This is a genomic window from Pelomonas sp. Root1217, assembly GCF_001425705.1.
In the GTDB taxonomy this organism is placed as follows: domain Bacteria; phylum Pseudomonadota; class Gammaproteobacteria; order Burkholderiales; family Burkholderiaceae_C; genus Pelomonas.
The window spans coordinates 1,357,997-1,375,798 of sequence record NZ_LMDC01000001.1; the positions used below are offsets into that span (position 1 = coordinate 1,357,997).

Annotated in this window: 10 protein-coding genes; 7 read left to right on the plus strand and 3 right to left on the minus strand. The window is 68.7% G+C overall.

What is annotated here, in order from left to right; all coding sequences use genetic code 11:
• Positions 1 to 11 precede the first annotated feature (11 nt).
• Positions 12 to 3,011, minus strand: a complete 3,000-nt coding sequence (locus ASC95_RS06110) for an ExeM/NucH family extracellular endonuclease (protein ID WP_235537703.1) — start codon at positions 3,009 to 3,011, stop codon at positions 12 to 14.
• A 123-nt stretch (positions 3,012 to 3,134) separates the two neighbouring features.
• On the opposite strand from ASC95_RS06110, the gene ASC95_RS06115 reads away from it, so the two are divergent.
• The 5 genes from ASC95_RS06115 to ubiM all read left to right on the plus strand — a co-directional run bounded on the left by ASC95_RS06115 (position 3,135) and on the right by ubiM (position 9,843).
• Positions 3,135 to 4,547 carry a sodium:solute symporter gene (locus tag ASC95_RS06115; protein WP_057296822.1) on the plus strand — a complete coding sequence of 471 codons (1,413 nt, stop codon included), beginning with the start codon at positions 3,135 to 3,137 and terminating at the stop codon, positions 4,545 to 4,547.
• A 10-nt stretch (positions 4,548 to 4,557) separates the two neighbouring features.
• Positions 4,558 to 4,920 (plus strand): hypothetical protein, encoded by a 363-nt coding sequence (locus ASC95_RS06120; protein ID WP_057296823.1) that lies wholly within the window; start codon positions 4,558 to 4,560, stop codon positions 4,918 to 4,920.
• Between the two features lie 38 nt (positions 4,921 to 4,958).
• Positions 4,959 to 6,695: an ABC transporter ATP-binding protein gene (locus tag ASC95_RS06125; protein WP_057297071.1), complete on the plus strand. Its 1,737-nt coding sequence runs from the start codon at positions 4,959 to 4,961 to the stop codon at positions 6,693 to 6,695.
• Positions 6,696 to 6,866: 171 nt separating this feature from the next.
• Positions 6,867 to 8,636, plus strand: coding sequence for an ABC transporter ATP-binding protein (locus ASC95_RS06130; RefSeq protein ID WP_057296824.1), 1,770 nt, complete (start codon positions 6,867 to 6,869; stop codon positions 8,634 to 8,636).
• A gap of 46 nt (positions 8,637 to 8,682) precedes the next feature.
• The gene (gene ubiM, locus ASC95_RS06135) at positions 8,683 to 9,843 is read left to right on the plus strand and encodes a 5-demethoxyubiquinol-8 5-hydroxylase UbiM (protein ID WP_057296825.1); all 1,161 of its coding nucleotides are present in this window, start codon (positions 8,683 to 8,685) and stop codon (positions 9,841 to 9,843) included.
• A 7-nt stretch (positions 9,844 to 9,850) separates the two neighbouring features.
• On the opposite strand, the gene ASC95_RS06140 is transcribed toward ubiM, so the two are convergent.
• Both ASC95_RS06140 and ASC95_RS06145 read right to left on the minus strand, forming a co-directional pair.
• On the minus strand, positions 9,851 to 11,092 hold the full coding sequence (locus tag ASC95_RS06140) for a patatin-like phospholipase family protein (RefSeq protein WP_057296826.1): 1,242 nt from the start codon (positions 11,090 to 11,092) through the stop codon (positions 9,851 to 9,853).
• Positions 11,093 to 11,112: 20 nt separating this feature from the next.
• On the minus strand, positions 11,113 to 11,823 hold the full coding sequence (locus tag ASC95_RS06145) for a phasin family protein (RefSeq protein WP_057296827.1): 711 nt from the start codon (positions 11,821 to 11,823) through the stop codon (positions 11,113 to 11,115).
• Between the two features lie 205 nt (positions 11,824 to 12,028).
• Here ASC95_RS06145 and ASC95_RS06150 point away from each other — a divergent pair, with 205 nt between their 5' ends.
• Positions 12,029 to 14,023 (plus strand): SDR family oxidoreductase, encoded by a 1,995-nt coding sequence (locus ASC95_RS06150; protein WP_057297072.1) that lies wholly within the window; start codon positions 12,029 to 12,031, stop codon positions 14,021 to 14,023.
• Positions 14,024 to 14,078: 55 nt separating this feature from the next.
• Positions 14,079 to 17,765: a M48 family metallopeptidase gene (locus tag ASC95_RS06155; protein WP_057296828.1), complete on the plus strand. Its 3,687-nt coding sequence runs from the start codon at positions 14,079 to 14,081 to the stop codon at positions 17,763 to 17,765.
• The last annotated feature ends 37 nt before the right edge of the window (positions 17,766 to 17,802 follow it).

Here is a 17,802-nt window from a genome sequence, read left to right on the forward strand (position 1 = left end):
TTTGTATTTCCTCAGAACTTGAAGCTGGTGGCCGTGACTGCTGCGCAGGCAATGCCCTTGAGCTGCAGCAGCGGCTTGGACTTGATGGGGCCGGCAGCGCCGTCAGCGTCGATGCCGATGATTGCGCCGGTGGCATTGGCCGTGCAGGTCACATGGCCGCTGGCGAGCGGGTCTGCGCTGGCAATGCCATTCGCAGTCAGCAGCTTGGTCAATACCAGCGTATCCACACCGGGCTTGAAGTCAGTGATGACGTCGCCGGCGTCCCCCATGCTGCGATAGACGAACTGGTTGCGGCCGCCATTGCCAGTCAGCGTATCGGCGCCCGGGCCACCTTCGATGATGTCGTCGCCTGCCGTGCCGACGATGTTGTCGCGGCCGTCGGTACCGGTGAAGCCCTTGGTCAGGTCCAGCCCGATCAACATCGGGTCATGGTCGGAGGCGCGGAACTGGTTGGGCTGGTACCAGTCATTGCCGGCGGCCTTGTCCTCGGTGTTGTAGTCGATCCATTCCGGCTCATCGGCGTTGATGTGCCAGCTGGTCGCGCCCGTCACCTTGGCGGCGATGGCCGCGGTGCCCAGGCCGTGGTCGAGGCGGCCGGCGCTGGCGTCGAAGACATAGCTGTAGTCGGCCGGGTCGAACATGCTGACCAGGTCGACGATGCCGTTGCTGGTCAGCAGGTCGATCGGGTCTTCCTTCGCATAGGAATTGAAGTCGCCGAGCATGATGACGCGGTCGGTGCCGGCCGTGGCTGTGACGGTGGGCAGCCAGTCCAGCAGGCGCTGGGCCTGCTGCTTGCGCTGCAGGTTCCAGCAGCCCTGCAGGTCGCCGGTGTCGCCGTTCAGGCCGGTGCCGCAGCTACCCTTGGACTTGAGGTGGTTGACGACGACGGCGAACTTCTCGCCGTTGGGGGCCACGAAGCCCTGCGCGTAGGTGGGCCGGTTGTTGATGGCGTTGTCGTCGGACATCGACGCACCCATCAGGCCGAGCTTGGCCGGCTTGTAGATCATGGCGACGCGGATGGCGTCGGTGCCCGTGGAGGGCGGCAGCGGCACGGCGGCATAGGTGTTGACGCCCATCATGGCGTTGAGGCCGTCGACGAGGTTCTGCACGGCGAAGTTGCCGCTGTTCTGGATCTCCATCAGGCCGACGACGTCGGCGTTCAGGCCCGACAGGGCGGCCAGGATCTTGGTGCGCTGGCGATCGAATTCCGCCTGGTTGTCCGCGCCGCGGCAGCCGGCGCTCGGGCAGGCGCCGCCGCCCGGCACGGCGCTGCCGTTGGTGAACGTCGTGAAGAAGTTCAGCACATTGGAGCTGGCCACGCGGACATTGCCGCCCACGGCAGGCGGCGCCAGCGGGCGCGCGATCGGGCGGGCGAACACCGGCGCGGCGGTCGGGTGGATCTTGTAGGCCAGCGGGCCGGTGGCCGAATCGGTCGAGGGGCCGAAGTCGACGACGCCGGTCACGCCTTCGACCGTGTCGCCGGCGCGCACCGTGCCGTCTTGCCAGAGGTAGGGCGTGGGGTTGGGGAACTTGGTGGCGCTGCTGTCATCCAGCACGACGCTGCGAGCCAGGTTGGCAGCCTGCATGGCGAGCGCCGCCGGGCCGGGGCGCAGCACATTGGTTGGGTTGAGCGTGCGGCCGCCGGCCGACACGGTCAGCTGGCCCCAGCTGCCGACGAAGTTGGTCTGGTTGACGGTCAGCGGGTCGGTGATGTGGACCAGCATGCCCTCATAGCGCTCCATGTCCGACTGGCTGGCCAGGGATGCCAGGCTGACCTCGACCGGCAGGGGCAGCGGGTTGCCGGTGCTGACGACGGTGACATTGGTGACGCTGCTCAGCTCGGTCAGCGGGTTGGCCAGGCTGGCGGCGCTGCTCGAGACCGAGTACTCCTGCACCTTGGCCGACACGTTGACCTTGTCGCCGACGGCCACGGTGGGCGCCGTGCTGGTGAAGACGAAGATGCCGTCGGAGGTGGTGGCATCACCGTCGCCGTCCGGGTCCTGCAGGTAGAAGCCGTTGTTGATCAGCTTGGTGACGACGCCGCCGGTCGTGACGGTCGTGCCGTCCATGCCGCTCTTGGCCCCCGAGCCCTGGATGGCGGGAATCGTGACGACGCCGCTGACCGACAGCTTGAACGTGCAGCTGGCCGTCTGCGCCTCGTCGTTGTCCCATTTCAGGCCGAGGTTGTAATTGCCGGCCGCGAGGGTGTTGTCGACGTTGATCTGCTGGGTCGCGGCCACGCCGTCGGCACTGGCGCCGACGAAGCTGCCCAGGGTCACGCCGGCGGGCAGGGCGCCGACGACGCTGGCCGCGTTGACGCGGCTGTCGCTGTCGGTGGCACTGACCACGAAGCTCGAGGCCGTGCCGGATACGACGGCCTGGTCAGGGCAGCTGGGGATGATGGGCTGGTTGACGTTGCCGCCACCGCACAGATTCACCGGACTGCTGGTGTTGCGCGGTGTGGGTGCGCCGGTGGCAAAGTCGGCGGCGTTGTTGTTGCTGTCCGTGCAGCCGCTGGCCGCGCGCAGGTTGGCCGTCGTGTTGGTCAGGACCGGGGCCGGGGCCGCGCCCTCCGCGCCGGTGCCGGTGGGGCCCCAGGAGATCAGGTCCTCAGCGCCGGCTGGCGCGGCGCCGCTCAGGGCCGCGGTGCTCTTCACCAGGGCGACCTTGCCTGTCGTGCCCGACAGCGCCAGGGTGCCGGTGAGATCCCCCACCACGTCAGTGGTGCCACCGGTGCCCGCGGCTTCACGGACGAGGTAGTACTGGCCCGGCTGCAGCGTCACACCGGCCGGAATGGCCGTCGCCTGCCAGCTCGTGCCGGTGGCCGACGCGTACTGCACCGACCAGCCGCCGATGGCGACAGGCGCCGCGCCGGCGTTGAACAGCTCGATGAAGTCCTGCTTGTAGACCGCGCCGCTGTTGCCGCCACCGCCATAGACCTGGCTGATGACGACGCCGCTGGTCGAGGCCAGCACGGCGGGCGCGGCGAAGGCCGCGGCGAGGAGTGACACCAGAGGTTTGATCCGCATGACTATTTAGTAAAAATTGCCCAAAACGGGGCGCATCGTAGGGATGCTTCATGACGTTTTGGTCCACCGCATTCGAGGGGGTGTCCTCAGGCATCATCCCGGCCCATGTCGCCTGCACTGCTTTTGCTCGGGGTTCTCACCTATTTCGCCCTGCTGTTGGTACTGGCGCGGTGCGTCTCGCACGGTTCGGGGGCTGAGGGTTTCTATGTGGGGGGCAGGGAAAGTCCCTGGCCGGTCGTCGCCTTCGGAATGATCGGGACGTCGCTGTCCGGCGTCACTTTCATCAGCGTGCCCGGCTCGGTGGCGGTCAGCGGCTTCACCTATCTGCAGATCGCGATTGGCCAGGTCGTCGGCTATGTCGTGATCGCGTTGCTGCTGCTGCCGGCGTATCACCGCCTCAAGCTGGCCTCGATCTACGGCCTGCTGGGAGACCGCTTGGGCCCGGCCGCGCAGCGCCTGGGCTCGGCCTTCTTCGTGCTGAGCCGCACGCTGGGTGCGACGGCGCGGCTCTACCTCGTCGTGGCCGTGCTGCACACGCTGATCCTGCAACCGCTGGGCGTGCCCTTTGCCGTCGGCGCGGCCGTCGTGCTGGTGATGATCCTGCTCTACACGGTCGAGGGCGGCGTGAAGGCGCTGGTGTGGACCGACACGCTGCAGACCGCCGGCATGCTGACCGGCCTCGTCGTCTGCGTGGCGCTGCTGTGGCAGACGGGTGCGCTGGCCCAGCTGGAAGCTGCAGGCCTGAGCCGTGTCTGGGTCGGCGACCCGCTGTCCCGCGACTTCTCCGCCAAGGCGCTGCTGGCCGGCATGTTCATTGCCATCGCGATGACGGGGCTGGACCAGGAAATGATGCAGAAGAGCCTGTCGGTGGCCAAGCTGCGCGACGCGCAGAAGAACGTGCTCGTGCTGGCCGTGCTGATGCTGGTTGTCGTGGGCGCTTTCCTGCTGCTGGGCGGGCTGCTGACGCTGTTCGCTCAAGCGCACGGCATCACGGTCAAGGGCGACGCACTGTTCCCCACCGTCGTCATGCAGTACCTGCCGGCCTGGGTGCAGGTCGTCTTCGTACTGGCGCTGGTGTCAGCGCTATTGCCTAGCGCCGATGGCGCATTGACGGCGCTGACCGCCAGCACCTGCCTGGACTTGCTGCGCCTGCCACGCGAGGACGTGCGTACGCGGCAGCGCGTGCACTACGCCTTCGCGGTGCTGTTCCTGGCGTTGGTGCTGGGCTTCAAGGCGCTGGACAGCACCAGCATGATCTTTCTGATCCTGAAGCTCGCGGGCTACACGTATGGGCCGCTGCTGGGGCTGTTCGCGTTCGCGATGTTCACGCCGCGGGCGGTGTCGGGGCGGGCGCTGGTTGCTGTCTGCGGGGCGGCGCCGTTGCTGTGCGCGGTGCTGGACTTCGGGCAGCCTTGGGGTGGGTATCAGATTGGGCTGGAGTTACTGTTGTTGAACGGATTGCTGACGTGGGGTGGGCTTTGGTTGTCGAGTCGGCCATCGTTGCTCCTGCATTCGTGATACTGCGCTAATGCATAACGACACCGTCACCTTGTATCGGCCGACCGGTCCGGCGGAGTTGCGTTTGGTCGAGAACGCGGGCTTTCGGGCTTGGCCGCCGCGTTTGCCGGACCAGCCCATCTTCTATCCGGTCACGAACCGGCAATATGCGGAGCAGATCGCTCGCGACTGGAATGTGCCGGCCAGCGGCTACGGGTGCGTCACCCGCTTCGAAGTCCGGCGTAGCTTCATGGACCAGTTCCCTGTTCAGCAAGTGGGTGGCGGCTTGCACACTGAATGGTGGGTGCCTGCCGAGCGCCTTGAGGAATTGAACGCCAACATCGTCGGGTTGATCGAAGTTGTCGCCGAATTCGGCACGCTGCCCTTGTTGTGACTTTGCTCGTTTCTTCGCCACCTTTCGGCCTCGCCCGCATGCTTGGCGCCTTCGTGCGCGGCCACTGGCGCGCCTACGCGACCGCCGGCGCGATGCTCAGCTGCATCGCGGCCCTAACGGTCTGGATTCCTCGCCAGGTCGGCCATGTCGTCGATGCTCTCGTCGCCGGCGGCCTCAAGGGCGATGCGTTGCTGCAGCAACTCGGCCTGCTGGTGTTGGCCGGCCTCGTCATCTACCTGCTGCGCGCCGGCTGGCGGCTGACCCTCTTCAAAGCGTCCTTCCAGCTTGGTGCACGACTGCGCACGCGGCTCTACGCGCGTCTTGCGCTGCAAGGCCCCGCCTACTTCCAGTCCCAGCGCACCGGTGACCTGATGGCGCTGGCGACAAACGACATCGACACCGTCGAGCAGGCCGCCGGCGAAGCCATGCTGGCCGGCTTTGACGGCACGCAGACGCTCGTCCTCGTGCTGGCGATGATGACCATCGGCATCGACTGGCGCCTCGGCCTGGCGGCCCTGGTGCCGTTCCCGCTGATGGCCCTGGCGTTCTGGTGGATATCCAACCACCTGCACCAGGCTGCGCAGGACTCGCTGGGCGCCTTCAGCGGCCTGAACCAGCAGGTGCAGGAAAGCCTCTCGGGCGTGCGCACGGTGCGTGCCCTGGGCCTGGTCGCCCGCAGCGAGGCGCAGTTCACCGAGCTGGCCGAGAAGGCGGCCGAGGCGAGCTTTCGCTCGCAGCGCTGGGAGGCCGCCTACGAGCCGGCCGTCGGCATGACGCTGTCCGCCGCGTTCGCCATCGCGCTGGCCGTGGGCGGCTGGTTGGTCTCGCGCGGCGAGCTCAGCATCGGCCAGCTGACGGCCTTCACGATGTACCTCGGCCAGCTGATCTGGCCAATGTTCGCGGCGGGTTGGGTACTGGCATTGCTGGAGCGCGGGCGCGCGGCCTGGATGCGCCTGGCCCCCGTGCTGGACGCGCCGCTGACACTGACCGACGAGGGCAGGGCGGCGCTGCCGGCCCACGCCGAACTGCGCGCTGACGGGCTCACCTTCAGCTTCCCCGGCGCCAAACGGCCGGCGTTGGAAGGCGTGGGCCTGGCACTCGCACCGGGCAAGACGCTGGGCATCGTCGGCGCGACCGGTGCGGGCAAATCCACTTTCGTGCGCTTGCTGCTGCGTCAGTCCGAGCCGGACGCGGGCCGGCTGACGCTGGGTGGTGTCGCATTGCCAGAACTGCCGCTCGCTACGCTGCGCGCCCACATCGCCTGGGTGCCGCAGGAGCCGTTTTTGTTCTCGGCCTCGGTGGCTGACAACATCGCGCTGGCCAAGCCCGGCGCAACGCGCGAAGAGATCGAGGCTGCAGCACGCCTGGCTTCGGTGCACGACGACGTCGCTCGGCTCCCCGAAGGCTATGCGACCGAGGTCGGTGAGCGCGGCGTGACGCTGTCGGGTGGCCAGCGCCAGCGCGTCGCCATCGCACGGGCTCTGTTGAGTGACGCGCCGCTGCTGGTGCTGGACGATGCGCTTTCCGCCGTCGACACCGGCACCGAGACCGACATCCTCGACCACCTGCGCGAGCTGCGTGCCGCGCGGCCTGATCGCAGCGTCATCGTCATTGCGCATCGACTCTCGGCCGTGATGGATGCCGACGAAGTCATCGTGCTCAAGCAGGGCCATGTCATCGAGCGCGGCACGCACCAGCAGCTGCTCGAACTGAGTGGCTGGTACGCGGCGCAATGGCGCTATCAACAGATCGAGGCCAGTCTTGAAGCCGCCTGAAATGGAGCCCCTCGCCCAATCTTGCCTGGCTGAACGCAGGCGAGCCTGGTCGATCCCCCGAGGGGATGGCGATGCTCGCGTCATCGAGCCGCGAGCACATCGCCGGTGCGGGCCGGCTTGGGAGCGGCCCTGCGCTCGGCCCGAAATGCAATGCGCGGTGGAGCGCCCTAGATGAAGAAAGAGACACCTTGGAAGAGCGTCGGTTTGCTGCTGGACTCTGCACGGCCCGAGCGCAGCCACCTGATCAGCGGCGGCATCTGGCTCGTCCTTGCCGCCGGCCTCGAAGTGCTCGGCCCCATCCTCGGCAAGCGCTACATCGACCACCACCTGCTGCCGCGCCAGTTCGTCGTCGCCGAAATGGCCACGCTGCTGGCGCTGATGCTGCTGACCGGCTGGGCCGCGAGCTGGATCCGCTACGCCCAGCTGTCGCGCATGGCCGGCGTGGCGCGGCGCTCGGTGCTGCGGCTGCGCGAGCGGGTCTACGCGCATGTGCTGGCCCTGCCGATGGCCTTCTTCGACAAGGCCATCACCGGCCAGCTCGTCAGCCGCGTCACCAACGACACCGAGGCGGTGAACCAGCTCTACCGCCAGGTGCTGTACGTGATGCTGGACTCGACCATCGTCGTCTTCGGCTCGCTGGTGGCGATGGCCTTTCTCGACTGGCGGCTGATGCTCATCGTCGCGACGCTGGTGCCGGCCATGGTGGTCATCATCCTGGGCTACCAGAAGCTGTCGGCGCCGGCAGTGGCGCGCACCCGCCAGCTGCGCAGCGACATCAACGCGCAGATGGCCGAGAGCATGGCTGGCATGGCCGTGCTGCAGGCTAGCGGCGCGGCCGGGCGCTTCGGCGCCCGCTTCGAGACGACCAATGCCGAGCACCGGCTGTCGCGCATCGCCGAGCTGCGCGCCAACGCCTGGCTGCTGCGCCCGGCCCTGGACCTGATGAATGTGCTGCTGCTGGTCACGGTCATCTACAGCTTCGGTCGGCGAGAGATGTCGGGGCTGGAGGTCGGCCTGCTTTACGCCTTTCTGAGCTACATCGCCCGGGTGGTGGAGCCGCTGATCCAGATCACCATGCAGTTCGGCCAGCTGCAGCAGGCCATGGTGGCGGCGTCGCGCGTGCGCACGCTGCTGGAGGAGGATGAGCACCGCGGCCCGGCCCAGGACGGCCGCGGGATTGCCCAGGGCAGCATCCGCATCGAGGGGCTGAGCTTCGGCTACGACCCTGCAAGGCCGGTGCTGCATGGCGTCGACGTGGACATCGCGGCGGGCAGCTTTGTCGGCATCGTCGGCCACACCGGCAGCGGCAAGAGCACGCTGCTATCGCTGCTGCTGCGCTTCTACACAGCGCAGGCCGGGCGCATCACGGTGGACGGCCAGCCGCTGGCCAGCGTGCCGGACGCGGCCTTTCGCGACGCGGTGGGGCTGGTGCCGCAGGAGCCTTATCTGATGTCGGCGAGCGTGCGCGACAACATCGCGATGGGCCGGCCGGGCATCAGCGAGGACGACATCCAGGACGCGGCCACGGCGGCGCGCGCGCATGACTTCATCACGGCGCTGCCGCAAGGCTATGACACGCTGCTCGGCGAGGGCGGGGCTCGCGTGTCCACCGGGCAGAAGCAGTTGCTGGCGATGGCGCGGGCATTGGCAGGCTCACCGCGCATCCTGTTCCTAGATGAGGCGACCAGCAATATCGACAGCGCCACCGAGCAGCGCGTGGGTGAGGCGCTGACGGCGCTGCGCGGGCGCGTGACGGTGGTGGCCATCGCGCACCGGCTGTCGACCATCCGCGCGGCCGACCAGATCCTCGTGCTCAACCACGGACACCTGCAGGAGCGTGGTTCGCACGAGGCGCTGATGGCGATCGAAGGCGGCTTGTACCGCCGCCTGGTCGAACTGCAGACACTGGAAGAGCCCGACGCCGAAGCCGAGCCTGTCTGACCTGCGTCAAGGCGCCGTTGCGCTCCGCGGCCTAGGCTGCGCGACCATGAATGAACTCGTCCGCGCTTCGCCGCAAGTCCTGATCTGCGGCGCCGGCCCGGCCGGCCTGGCGCTGGCCTGCGCGCTGCACGACCGCGGCCTGGCCGTGCGCGTGCTGGAGCAGGCCGATGCCACCACGCTGGCCGCCCCCGCGGACGATGGCCGCGAGATCGCACTCACCCACCGCTCGCGCCGCGTGCTGGAGAACCTGGGGCTGTGGCAGCGGCTGAGCGACATCGCGCCGCTGCGCCGGGCCAGTGTTCGCTCCAGCGGCTCGCGCGTGGCACTGCCTTTCGAGTCGGGTGGGCAGGATCTCGGCTGGTTGGTGGCCAACCACCGCATCCGCGCCGCGGCCTGGGCCGGCGCGCAGCAGCGCGGCATTGACGTGCTCTGCGGCCGCACCGTCGTCGGTTTTTGCCGCGACGCCGAAATGGCCACCGTGGACACGCTTTGCGGTGAGCGACATCTGGCGTCGTTGGTCGTCGCGGCCGACAGCCGCTTTTCGCCGCTGCGCCGCCTGGCCGGTATCGGCGCCCGCCATCACGATTTCGGCCGCAGCGCGCTGCTCGTGCCGCTGGCGCACGAGCGCGACCACGACGGCGTGGCCCAGGAATGCTTTCTGCAAGGCCACACGCTGGCGCTGCTGCCCAAGACGGGGCGGCGCTGCTCGGCGGTGTGGACGGTGGCGAACACCGAGCTGCCGCGACTGGCGGCAATGGATGACGTGGCGCTGGCGGGGGCCATCGAGGTTGCGGCCGAGGGCAGCCTGGGCGCGATGAAGATGGACGGTGCGCGGCACCTCTATCCGCTCGTGGCCGTGTGGGCGCAGCGCTTCGTCGCGCCGCGCCTGGCGCTGATCGGCGATGCGGCCGTGGGCATGCACCCCGTGACGGCCCATGGTTACAACCTGGGGCTTTACGGCATCGAGGCTCTGACCAGGCGCCTGGACCCGGCCCGCGATCCGGGCGAGATGGGCGCGCTGCTGGCCTACGAGGCCGAGCATCGCCGTGCAGCGGGGCCGCTGTATGCCGGCACGAATGCGCTGGTGCGCTTCTTCACCGACGACCGCGCGCCGGTGTTGGCGCTGCGCCGTGCCGTCATCGACATCGCCCGCCATCTGCCACCGCTGCGCGCGGCGATCACGCGGCGCCTCGTCGACGCCGCCTGAGCCATCGTCAGCGCGCGCGCGCTTCCAGCACGCTCAAGGACCCGCGTAGCGACCGCATCGCCTGCTCCATTGGAGTCTCGCCCGGCGCGGGCAGCAGGCGGGCCTCGCGGCTGGCCAGCACGTCTTCGCGCAGCGTCAGGCCGGCGCGTGCGAACTGCGGCTTCAAGACCGCCGCACGCTCGCGCAGCAGCTCGCGGGTGGCCTGGTAGGCGTGCTCCGCGAGGTGGCGGCGCTGGCTGTAGCTGAAGGTGTTGGCCATGAACAGCTCGGCGTCGCGCGGGTCGGGTTCGAACAGCAGGATGTCGGTCTGCGGATGCGTCAGCTCGTAGCCTTTGAGGCCGAGGGCCAGGCGCGAGTGGATCAGCGAGCGGAAGGTCTGCGACAGCACCAGCGGCAGGCCACCGTCCACCAGGCGGTGGATGCGCGGCTGCAGGGCGCGCAGGGCCGGGCGGCCGAGCTTGCTGGCCAGCTTCCTGGCGCGGCGCGAGCGCGCATCGCGCGGCGACATGCGGTTGCTCTCGTAGGGCACGAGCGGGTTCAGGCAGATCAGCAGGTCCAGGCCGCGGTCCAGCAGCACGGAAGCGTGCAGCGTCTTCTTCAATGCGCCGTCCACGTAATGCCGGCCGTCGATCTCGACCGGCGGGAACAGGCCCGGCAGCGCTGCGCTGGCCTGCACGGCCTGCGAGATGGGCACGTGGTCCCAGCCCTCGGCGCCGAAGGGGATGGCTTCGCCGGTGTCCAGATCGGTGGCCACCAGCACGAGGCGATGGCGCAGGTCGCGGAAGTCGTTGCTGCGGCCGGGCTCGGCGAACACCTGGGTCAGTGCCTCGCCAAACCGTTCACTGCTCAGCAGGCCGGTGGGCAGCACACGGCCCAGGCGCTCGATGGCACCGAGCAGGGAGCGGCCTTCCAGCAGCACCTCGCGCGCGGCGTCGGCCAGCAGGCCGGGCAGCAGGCGCAGGCGCTCGCCGAACTCGGCCCAGGCGGGCTGCAGCAGCTCGGCGGGGTCGAAGCGGTCGGGGGCTTCCGCCGTGTTCTCGATGAAGGCGGCGCAGAGCTGGCGCGGCGTCATGCCGTTGGCCAGGCCGGCGGCGATGAAGCCGCCCGCACTGACGCCGATGTAGCCGTCGCAAGCGGTGAAGTCGAGGCCGCCAACGGCCTCCTCCAAAGCACAAAGGGCGCCAACTTCATAGATGGCGCCCAGTGGGCCTCCGCCTGCCAGGGCCAAACCGATCTTCGGTTGGCTCATGGTCAGAGAGAGTTACTTGCTCAGGCTTGAGCGGCTTGCTCGGCGGCCGGAGCGGCGGCAGCCTTCTTGGCAGCCGGGGCGCGCTTGGCCGGAGCGGCCTTCTTCGCCGGGGCGGCAGCCTTCTTGGCGGGAGCGGCAACCTTCTTGGCCACAGCCTTGACGGCGGCCTTCACCGGAGCGGCCTTCTTGGCAACAGCCTTCTTGGCGGGCGCAGCCTTGGCCACGACGGCCTTCTTCACGGCAGCAGCCTTCTTGACCACGGTCTTCTTGGCCTTGGCAGCGGGCGAAGCTTTCTTCAGGCCAGCCGACACGGCGAGGTCGTCGATGCGCTTGATCAGGCTCTGCACGTCGCTGGCTGACGGCACGTTCAGGGTCTTCAGCGCCTTGGCGACGCGTTGCTCGAAGATGCTTTCCAGCTTGTCCCAGTGCTGACCGGCCTTGGCGCCGACATCACCGGCCATGCCGCTGACCTTGGTGGCCACGGCGCTGAGCTTTTCCTCAGCGGCGGATTGGGTCTTCTTCTGCAATTTGAGTCCTTCCGAAACGAGGGCCTCGAAAACCTTGCCGCCTTCGCCCTGGGCCTTGGCGAAAGAGGCCAGACCGGCGGCCCAGATCTGCTGGGCGCTGTCCTTGACATTCTTGGCCATGTCGCCATCGAGCAGGCCAGCCGGGAAGCCGGTGGCGGCCGAGGCCTTCTTCTTGTCTGCCATCTTTTGAAGCTTCTTGACCATTTGGGTGTCCTTGCGAGTTAGCGCGGTTTGTTGGGATCAGCCGGCGGGACTGTAGCGGCGCGATCCCCCTTCAGCACGGCCATTCCTAGTGAGTGCGCTCTACGATGGCGAAGGCCGTTTCCTGGGGAAAGTGCCCAGCGGGCGGCCGCAAACCCTGGTCAAGAATCAGCGCGACAACGTCCAAATCCACAAGCAGGAGACCCGCATGCAGTATTTCGTCACCGGCGCCACAGGCTTCATCGGCAAGCGGCTCGTCAAGAAGCTGCTGGCTCGCCGCGGCAGCACGGTCCATTTCCTGATGCGCGAGGAGAGTGCGGCCAAGCTGCCCGACCTGCTCGCCTACTGGGGCGTCAGCAAGACCCGCGCGATCCCCGTCTACGGCGACCTGACGAGCAAGAAGCTCGGCGTGGCCAGCGACGTCATCAAGAGCCTGAAGGGCCAGATCGACCACCTTTACCATCTGGCTGCGGTCTACGACCTCGGCGCCGACGAGGAGTCGCAGGTCGCGGTGAACATCGAGGGCACGCGCAGCATGGTGGAGTTCGCGCAGGCGATCGACGCTGGCCATGTGCACCATGTCAGCTCGATTGCGGCGGCAGGCCTGTACGAGGGCGTGTTCCGCGAGGACATGTTCGAGGAGGCCGAGAACCTCGATCACCCCTACTTCATGACCAAGCACGAGAGCGAGAAGATCGTGCGCAAGGAGTGCAAGCGCCCCTGGACGGTCTACCGCCCCGCGCTGGTGGTGGGCGACTCCACCTCCGGTGAGATGGACAAGATCGACGGGCCTTACTACTTCTTCAAGCTGATCCAGCGCATGCGCCAGATCCTGCCGCCGTGGCTGCCCAGCGTCGGCCTGGAGGGCGGCCGCATCAACATCGCGCCGGTGGACTTCGTCGTCGACGCGCTCGACCACATCTCGCACAAGGTCAGCAAGGGACAGGGCTGCTACCACCTCGTCGACCCCAAGGGCTACCGTGTCGGCGATGTGCTGGACATCTTCAGCAAGGCCGCGCACGCGCCCAAGATGAACCTTTTCATCAACGCCGCGTTGATGGGCTTCATCCCCAAGAGCGTTAAGAAGGGCCTGATGGCGCTGGCGCCGGTGCGCCGCATCAAGAATGCGGTCATGAAGGACCTCGGCATCCCCGAGGACATGCTGACCTTCGTCAACTACCCGACCCGCTTCGACTGCCGCGACACCGAGGCCGCGCTGAAGGGCTCGGGCATCGCCTGCCCCGACCTGAACGACTACGCCTGGCGGCTGTGGGACTACTGGGAGCGTCATCTCGACCCGGCCCTGTTCATCGACCGTTCCCTGCGCGGCGCGACCGGCGGCAAGGTGGTGCTGGTGACGGGTGGCTCCTCGGGCATCGGCCTGGCCGCGGCCATCAAGTTCGCCGAGGCCGGCGCCATCACGCTGATCTGCGCGCGTGACGAGGCCAAGCTGGCCGAAGCGGTCAAGGAGATCAAGGCTGCGGCGGGCAAAGACGCGCAGATCCACAGCTACGCCTGCGACATCGCCGACGAGGCCGGCTGCGCCGGGCTGATCCAGTGGTGCACCGACGAGTTCGGCGGCGTCGACTTCCTCATCAACAACGCCGGCCGCTCCATCCGCCGCGCCATCGAGAGCAGCTACGACCGCTTCCACGACTTCCAGCGCACGATGGACCTGAACTACTTCGGCTGCCTGCGCGTGACCATGGGCCTGCTGCCCGGCATGGTGGCCAAGAAGAAGGGGCACGTCGTCAACATCAGCTCCATCGGCGTGCTGACCAATGCGCCGCGCTTCAGCGCCTATGTGGCCAGCAAGGCTGCGCTGGACGCCTGGACGCGCTGTGCTTCCAGCGAGTTCGCCGACACGGGCGTGACCTTCACGACCATCAACATGCCGCTGGTGCGCACACCGATGATCGCCCCCACGGCGATCTACAAGAACGTGCCGACGCTGGCGCCCGAGGAGGCCGGCGACATGATTGCGCAGGCTTGCATCAACAAGCCGGTGCGCATCGCCACGCGCCTGGGCATCTCGGGCGAGATGCTGCACGCCGCCGCGCCGCGCATCGCGCAGATCGTCATGAACACGACCTTCCGCATGTTCCCCGACAGCTCGGCCGCCAAGGGCGACAAGTCGGGCAAGTCGGGGCTGTCGCCCGAGGCCATCGCGATGCAGCAAATGATGCGAGGGATTCACTTCTAAGCCATCGATGAGCGCCCAGGGGCCACAGAGCCCCGGCGCGTGAAGGGAGGATCTCTTGCAACACTCACACCCTGTCGGGCCGCTGCCGTCCGTCAAGCCGGCGCCCACGCCGCGCAGCTACCAACTGCGGGCCTGGGGCGCCGTGGCCTCGCTGGTCGCCTTCCTCGGCATCTATTTCGGCCTGGCCGGCTGGTTCGCCTGGACGGCGTGGCGGCTGGGCCAGAGCGCCTTCGCCGGCCGCAGCGACGGCTTCTGGGCCTTTCTGGTGGCGCTGTGCGCGGCGCTGCTGACCGTCTTCATGCTGAAGGCGCTGTTCTTTCGCCAGCGACGCGCTGAAGACCACAGCCTCGAGATCCAGTCCACCGACCAGCCCGCGCTGTTCGTCGAGCTGAACGCCATTGCCGATGCTGTCGGCGCACCGCGTCCGCACCGTGTGCTGGTGTCGGCGCGCGTCAACGCGGCGGTGTTCTACGACCTGTCGCCACTGAACCTGCTCTTTCCGACCAAGAAGAACCTGGAGATCGGTCTCGGCCTGGTCAACGTGCTCAACCGCAGCGAGTTGCGCGCGGTGCTGGCGCACGAGTTCGGCCACTTCGCCCAGCGCGCCATGGCCGTCGGCCGATGGGTCTACGTGGCCCAGCAGATCGCCGCGCGGCTGGTGGCGCAGCGCGACATGCTGGACAACTTCCTGCAGGCCCTGAGCCGCTTCGACTTCCGCATCGCCTGGGTCGGCTGGCTGCTCAGCGTCATCGTCTGGGCCATTCGCAGCCTGGTGGACAGCGTCTTCACCGGTGTGCAGCTGCTGCAGCGCAGCCTGGGCCGCGAGATGGAGTACGGCGCCGACGCGGTGGCCGTCGCGCTGACCGGCAGCGACGCCCTCGTGCACGCCCTCTACAAGCTGCAGACAGCCGACATCGACTGGGACCGTGCCGCTGGCGTCGCGAGCGAGCTGCGGGCCAAGGAGCAGTGGGTGGGCGACCTGTTCGCGCTGCAGGAGCAGATCGCCGAGCGCACCGGCCGCATGCTGGATGACGCCGATTACGGCCGCGTGCCGCCTCGGCAGGCTGGCCCGACCCGCCTCTTCGACACCGCCGACAGCGCCGTGCCGCAGATGTGGCGCACCCACCCCCTCAACCACGAGCGCGAGGCGCGTGCCAAGGCCGAATACCGGGCCAGCGACGTGGATGAGCGCAGTGCCTGGACGCTGTTCGAGAACGCCGCCGCGCTGCGCGGGCAGGTGACGCGCCGGCTGATCGAGACGCCCGAGGCCGCGCAGGCCATGGACGAGGCGGCCCTGCATGCCGCACTGGAAGAGCGCTTCGGCGGTGAGCTGCTGCAGCCGCGCTATCGCGGTGCCTACCTGGGCCGGGCATTGACCCGCCATGTGGCCGAACCCGGCCAGCTGATCGGCGACCTGCCCGATGAAACGCAGGGTATCCAGCGCCTCGCCGCGCTCTATCCGGCCAGCCTGGGCGAGGCCGTGCGCCGCTGGCGCCGCATTGACGCCGACAAGGAGCCGGCGGAACACGCCGAGCTGCTGGCCGAACTGCGCCGCCATGACCAGGCCGCCCGTGCCACCCATCTGGCACTGGCGCGAGCAGTGGGCGACGGCAGCGAAGCACGGCTGCGCGGCCTGCTGGCGCAAGTGCATTACGCCGAGCACACCGCCGCCAACCTGCGCGACCTGCGCGGCGCGCTGGCGCACACGGTGCGCGTCGAGACCACCGGCCGCATCAGCGATGCGGGCCGCATGCGCGTGCGGGATGCGGGCGGCCGGCTGCATCACGCGCTGCAGCAGGTCTATGCCGAGGCGCTCGATGTCGTGCTGGACGCAGCCACATGCAAGCGGCTGCAGGCAGACAACTGGGCGGCGGCCCTCGGTGAGCTGAAGCTTGGACCGCCCGACATCAGCCAGCTGGGCGACTGGCTCGGCGTCATCGACAGCTGGATGGATGCGGCCGAGCACGCCCTGGGCGAACTCCGCGATGCGGCGCTGGCGGAACTGCTGGTCGCGGAAAACCGCGCTGCTGCACAGCAACCCACGGGCGAGTCCACGGTGCCGTCCGCGCCGCGCGGCTACGCCACGCTGCTCGAGGGGGCCGAGCGCCCGCGCGACCTGCGCCCCAACCTGTGGGCGCGCTTCCTGGCTGCCCAGGGCCGCGGCGCGGCGGCGGCGCGCGTCGCGGTGGCCGGCGGCATCGTCGTCGGCGTGCTGGGTTTTGGCGGCGGCTATGGCGACATCGACGTGCAGGTGCTCAATGGCCTGGACCGTCCGGTCCAGGTACGGATCGGCGGTGCGAGTGCGATCACCCTGCCCGCCTTCGGTGCAGCCGTGGTCGCGCAGGCACCGGACGCGCATCTGCCCATCGTGGCCGAGACCGCGCAGGGCGAGCTTATCGAGCGCTTCGAGGTGGCGCTTGAGCACGGCCCCGGCCATCCGGTCTACAACGTCGCAGGCGCCGCGCCACTGGTCGAGTTGACCTACACCTATGGCCGCGACACCGGGCCTGCACCGCCCAGGATGCTGGGCGCGAAACGCTGGTCGGCCAGCGAGGCGGATGTGTTCTTCGGCGACCCACCGCAGAGCGTCTCGGTCAAGCAGGGGCAGACGGAAGTCCGCCGCGTGCTCTACAGCGGGGCAGACGTGGCGCCGGGAATGCAGCTCAGCCTGCTGCGCGATGACGCCGCGGCGCTCGAACGCCTGAGCGAGCTGCATCTGCATTGGGACCGCCGCGATTCACCCGTGCGCTATGTCTGGCTGCGCCTGCTGCGCGGTCAGCCTGCGCATGACAAGCTGCTGACCGCCGCCCTGGCGCGCGAGCCTTCAGGAATCGAGCTCATGCGCGAACGCCTGGACACCCTGCCCACCGACGAGCGCAAGGCCCTGTGCGACGAACTCGGCCGCCGTGCGGACGCCGCGTCGGCCGATGGCCATGCGGTCTATCTGGCCGGGCGATGCCTGCCCGACGGCCCGCTTCGTGACGCCGCCATGGTGGCGGGCCTGGCGCGCTTCCCTCAAGATGCATGGCTGGCCTATGGCGCGGCCAAGGTAGAAGCCGGCAATGCCAATTGGCGCGTGGCGTTGCGTGACTACGAGCTGGCACGCGCAGAGCCGGCGCTGGCGCCGTTTGCGGCCATCGAGGCTAACCGGCTGCGTCGGCTGCTGGGCGAAAAGGAGCTGGGCGTCGAGGCGGAGCGCATCGACCCACCGAGCCGGCTGCTGGCCGCGCTCGGCTACCAGATGCGGGCGCGAGCCCTGGTCGCCGAGCCTGAGGCCATGGCCAAGCTCGCGGCCGGCGAACCGGACAAGGCGGCCGGCGTCGACAGCGCGCCTTCCCCGCATCTGCTGCGTCTTGCAGCGGCCTCCGATGGCGCCTCGGCCGAGCTGCGCCGGCGTGTCGCGGCCTTGCCACCCGACGATGGCGTGGACGAGCTGACCTACTGGACTTCACTGGCCCTGGCTGAACGCGAGGGACGGCCCGCGCCCGCGCTGCCCGCCGAGGCCATGGCCAGTGCGGGCATCGAGCCCGAACAGATCCACAAGCTCGAAGCCTTTCACGACGCGCTGGGCGGCCCTGCCACGCTGGCCGGCGCCGAAAAGCATCTGCTGGGTTTGGCGCTCGATTTGCGCGGCCAGGCCTACAGCATGGCCACCGTGCGCCTGGCTGGGCGCACCCCACCGGCATGGCGCGAGGCGGCCAAGCGCCTGCTCCAGAGCCACGAGCGCCCCTACTTCAACTGAATCACAATGACCCCGAAGCCCGGCCTCGGCCGGGTTT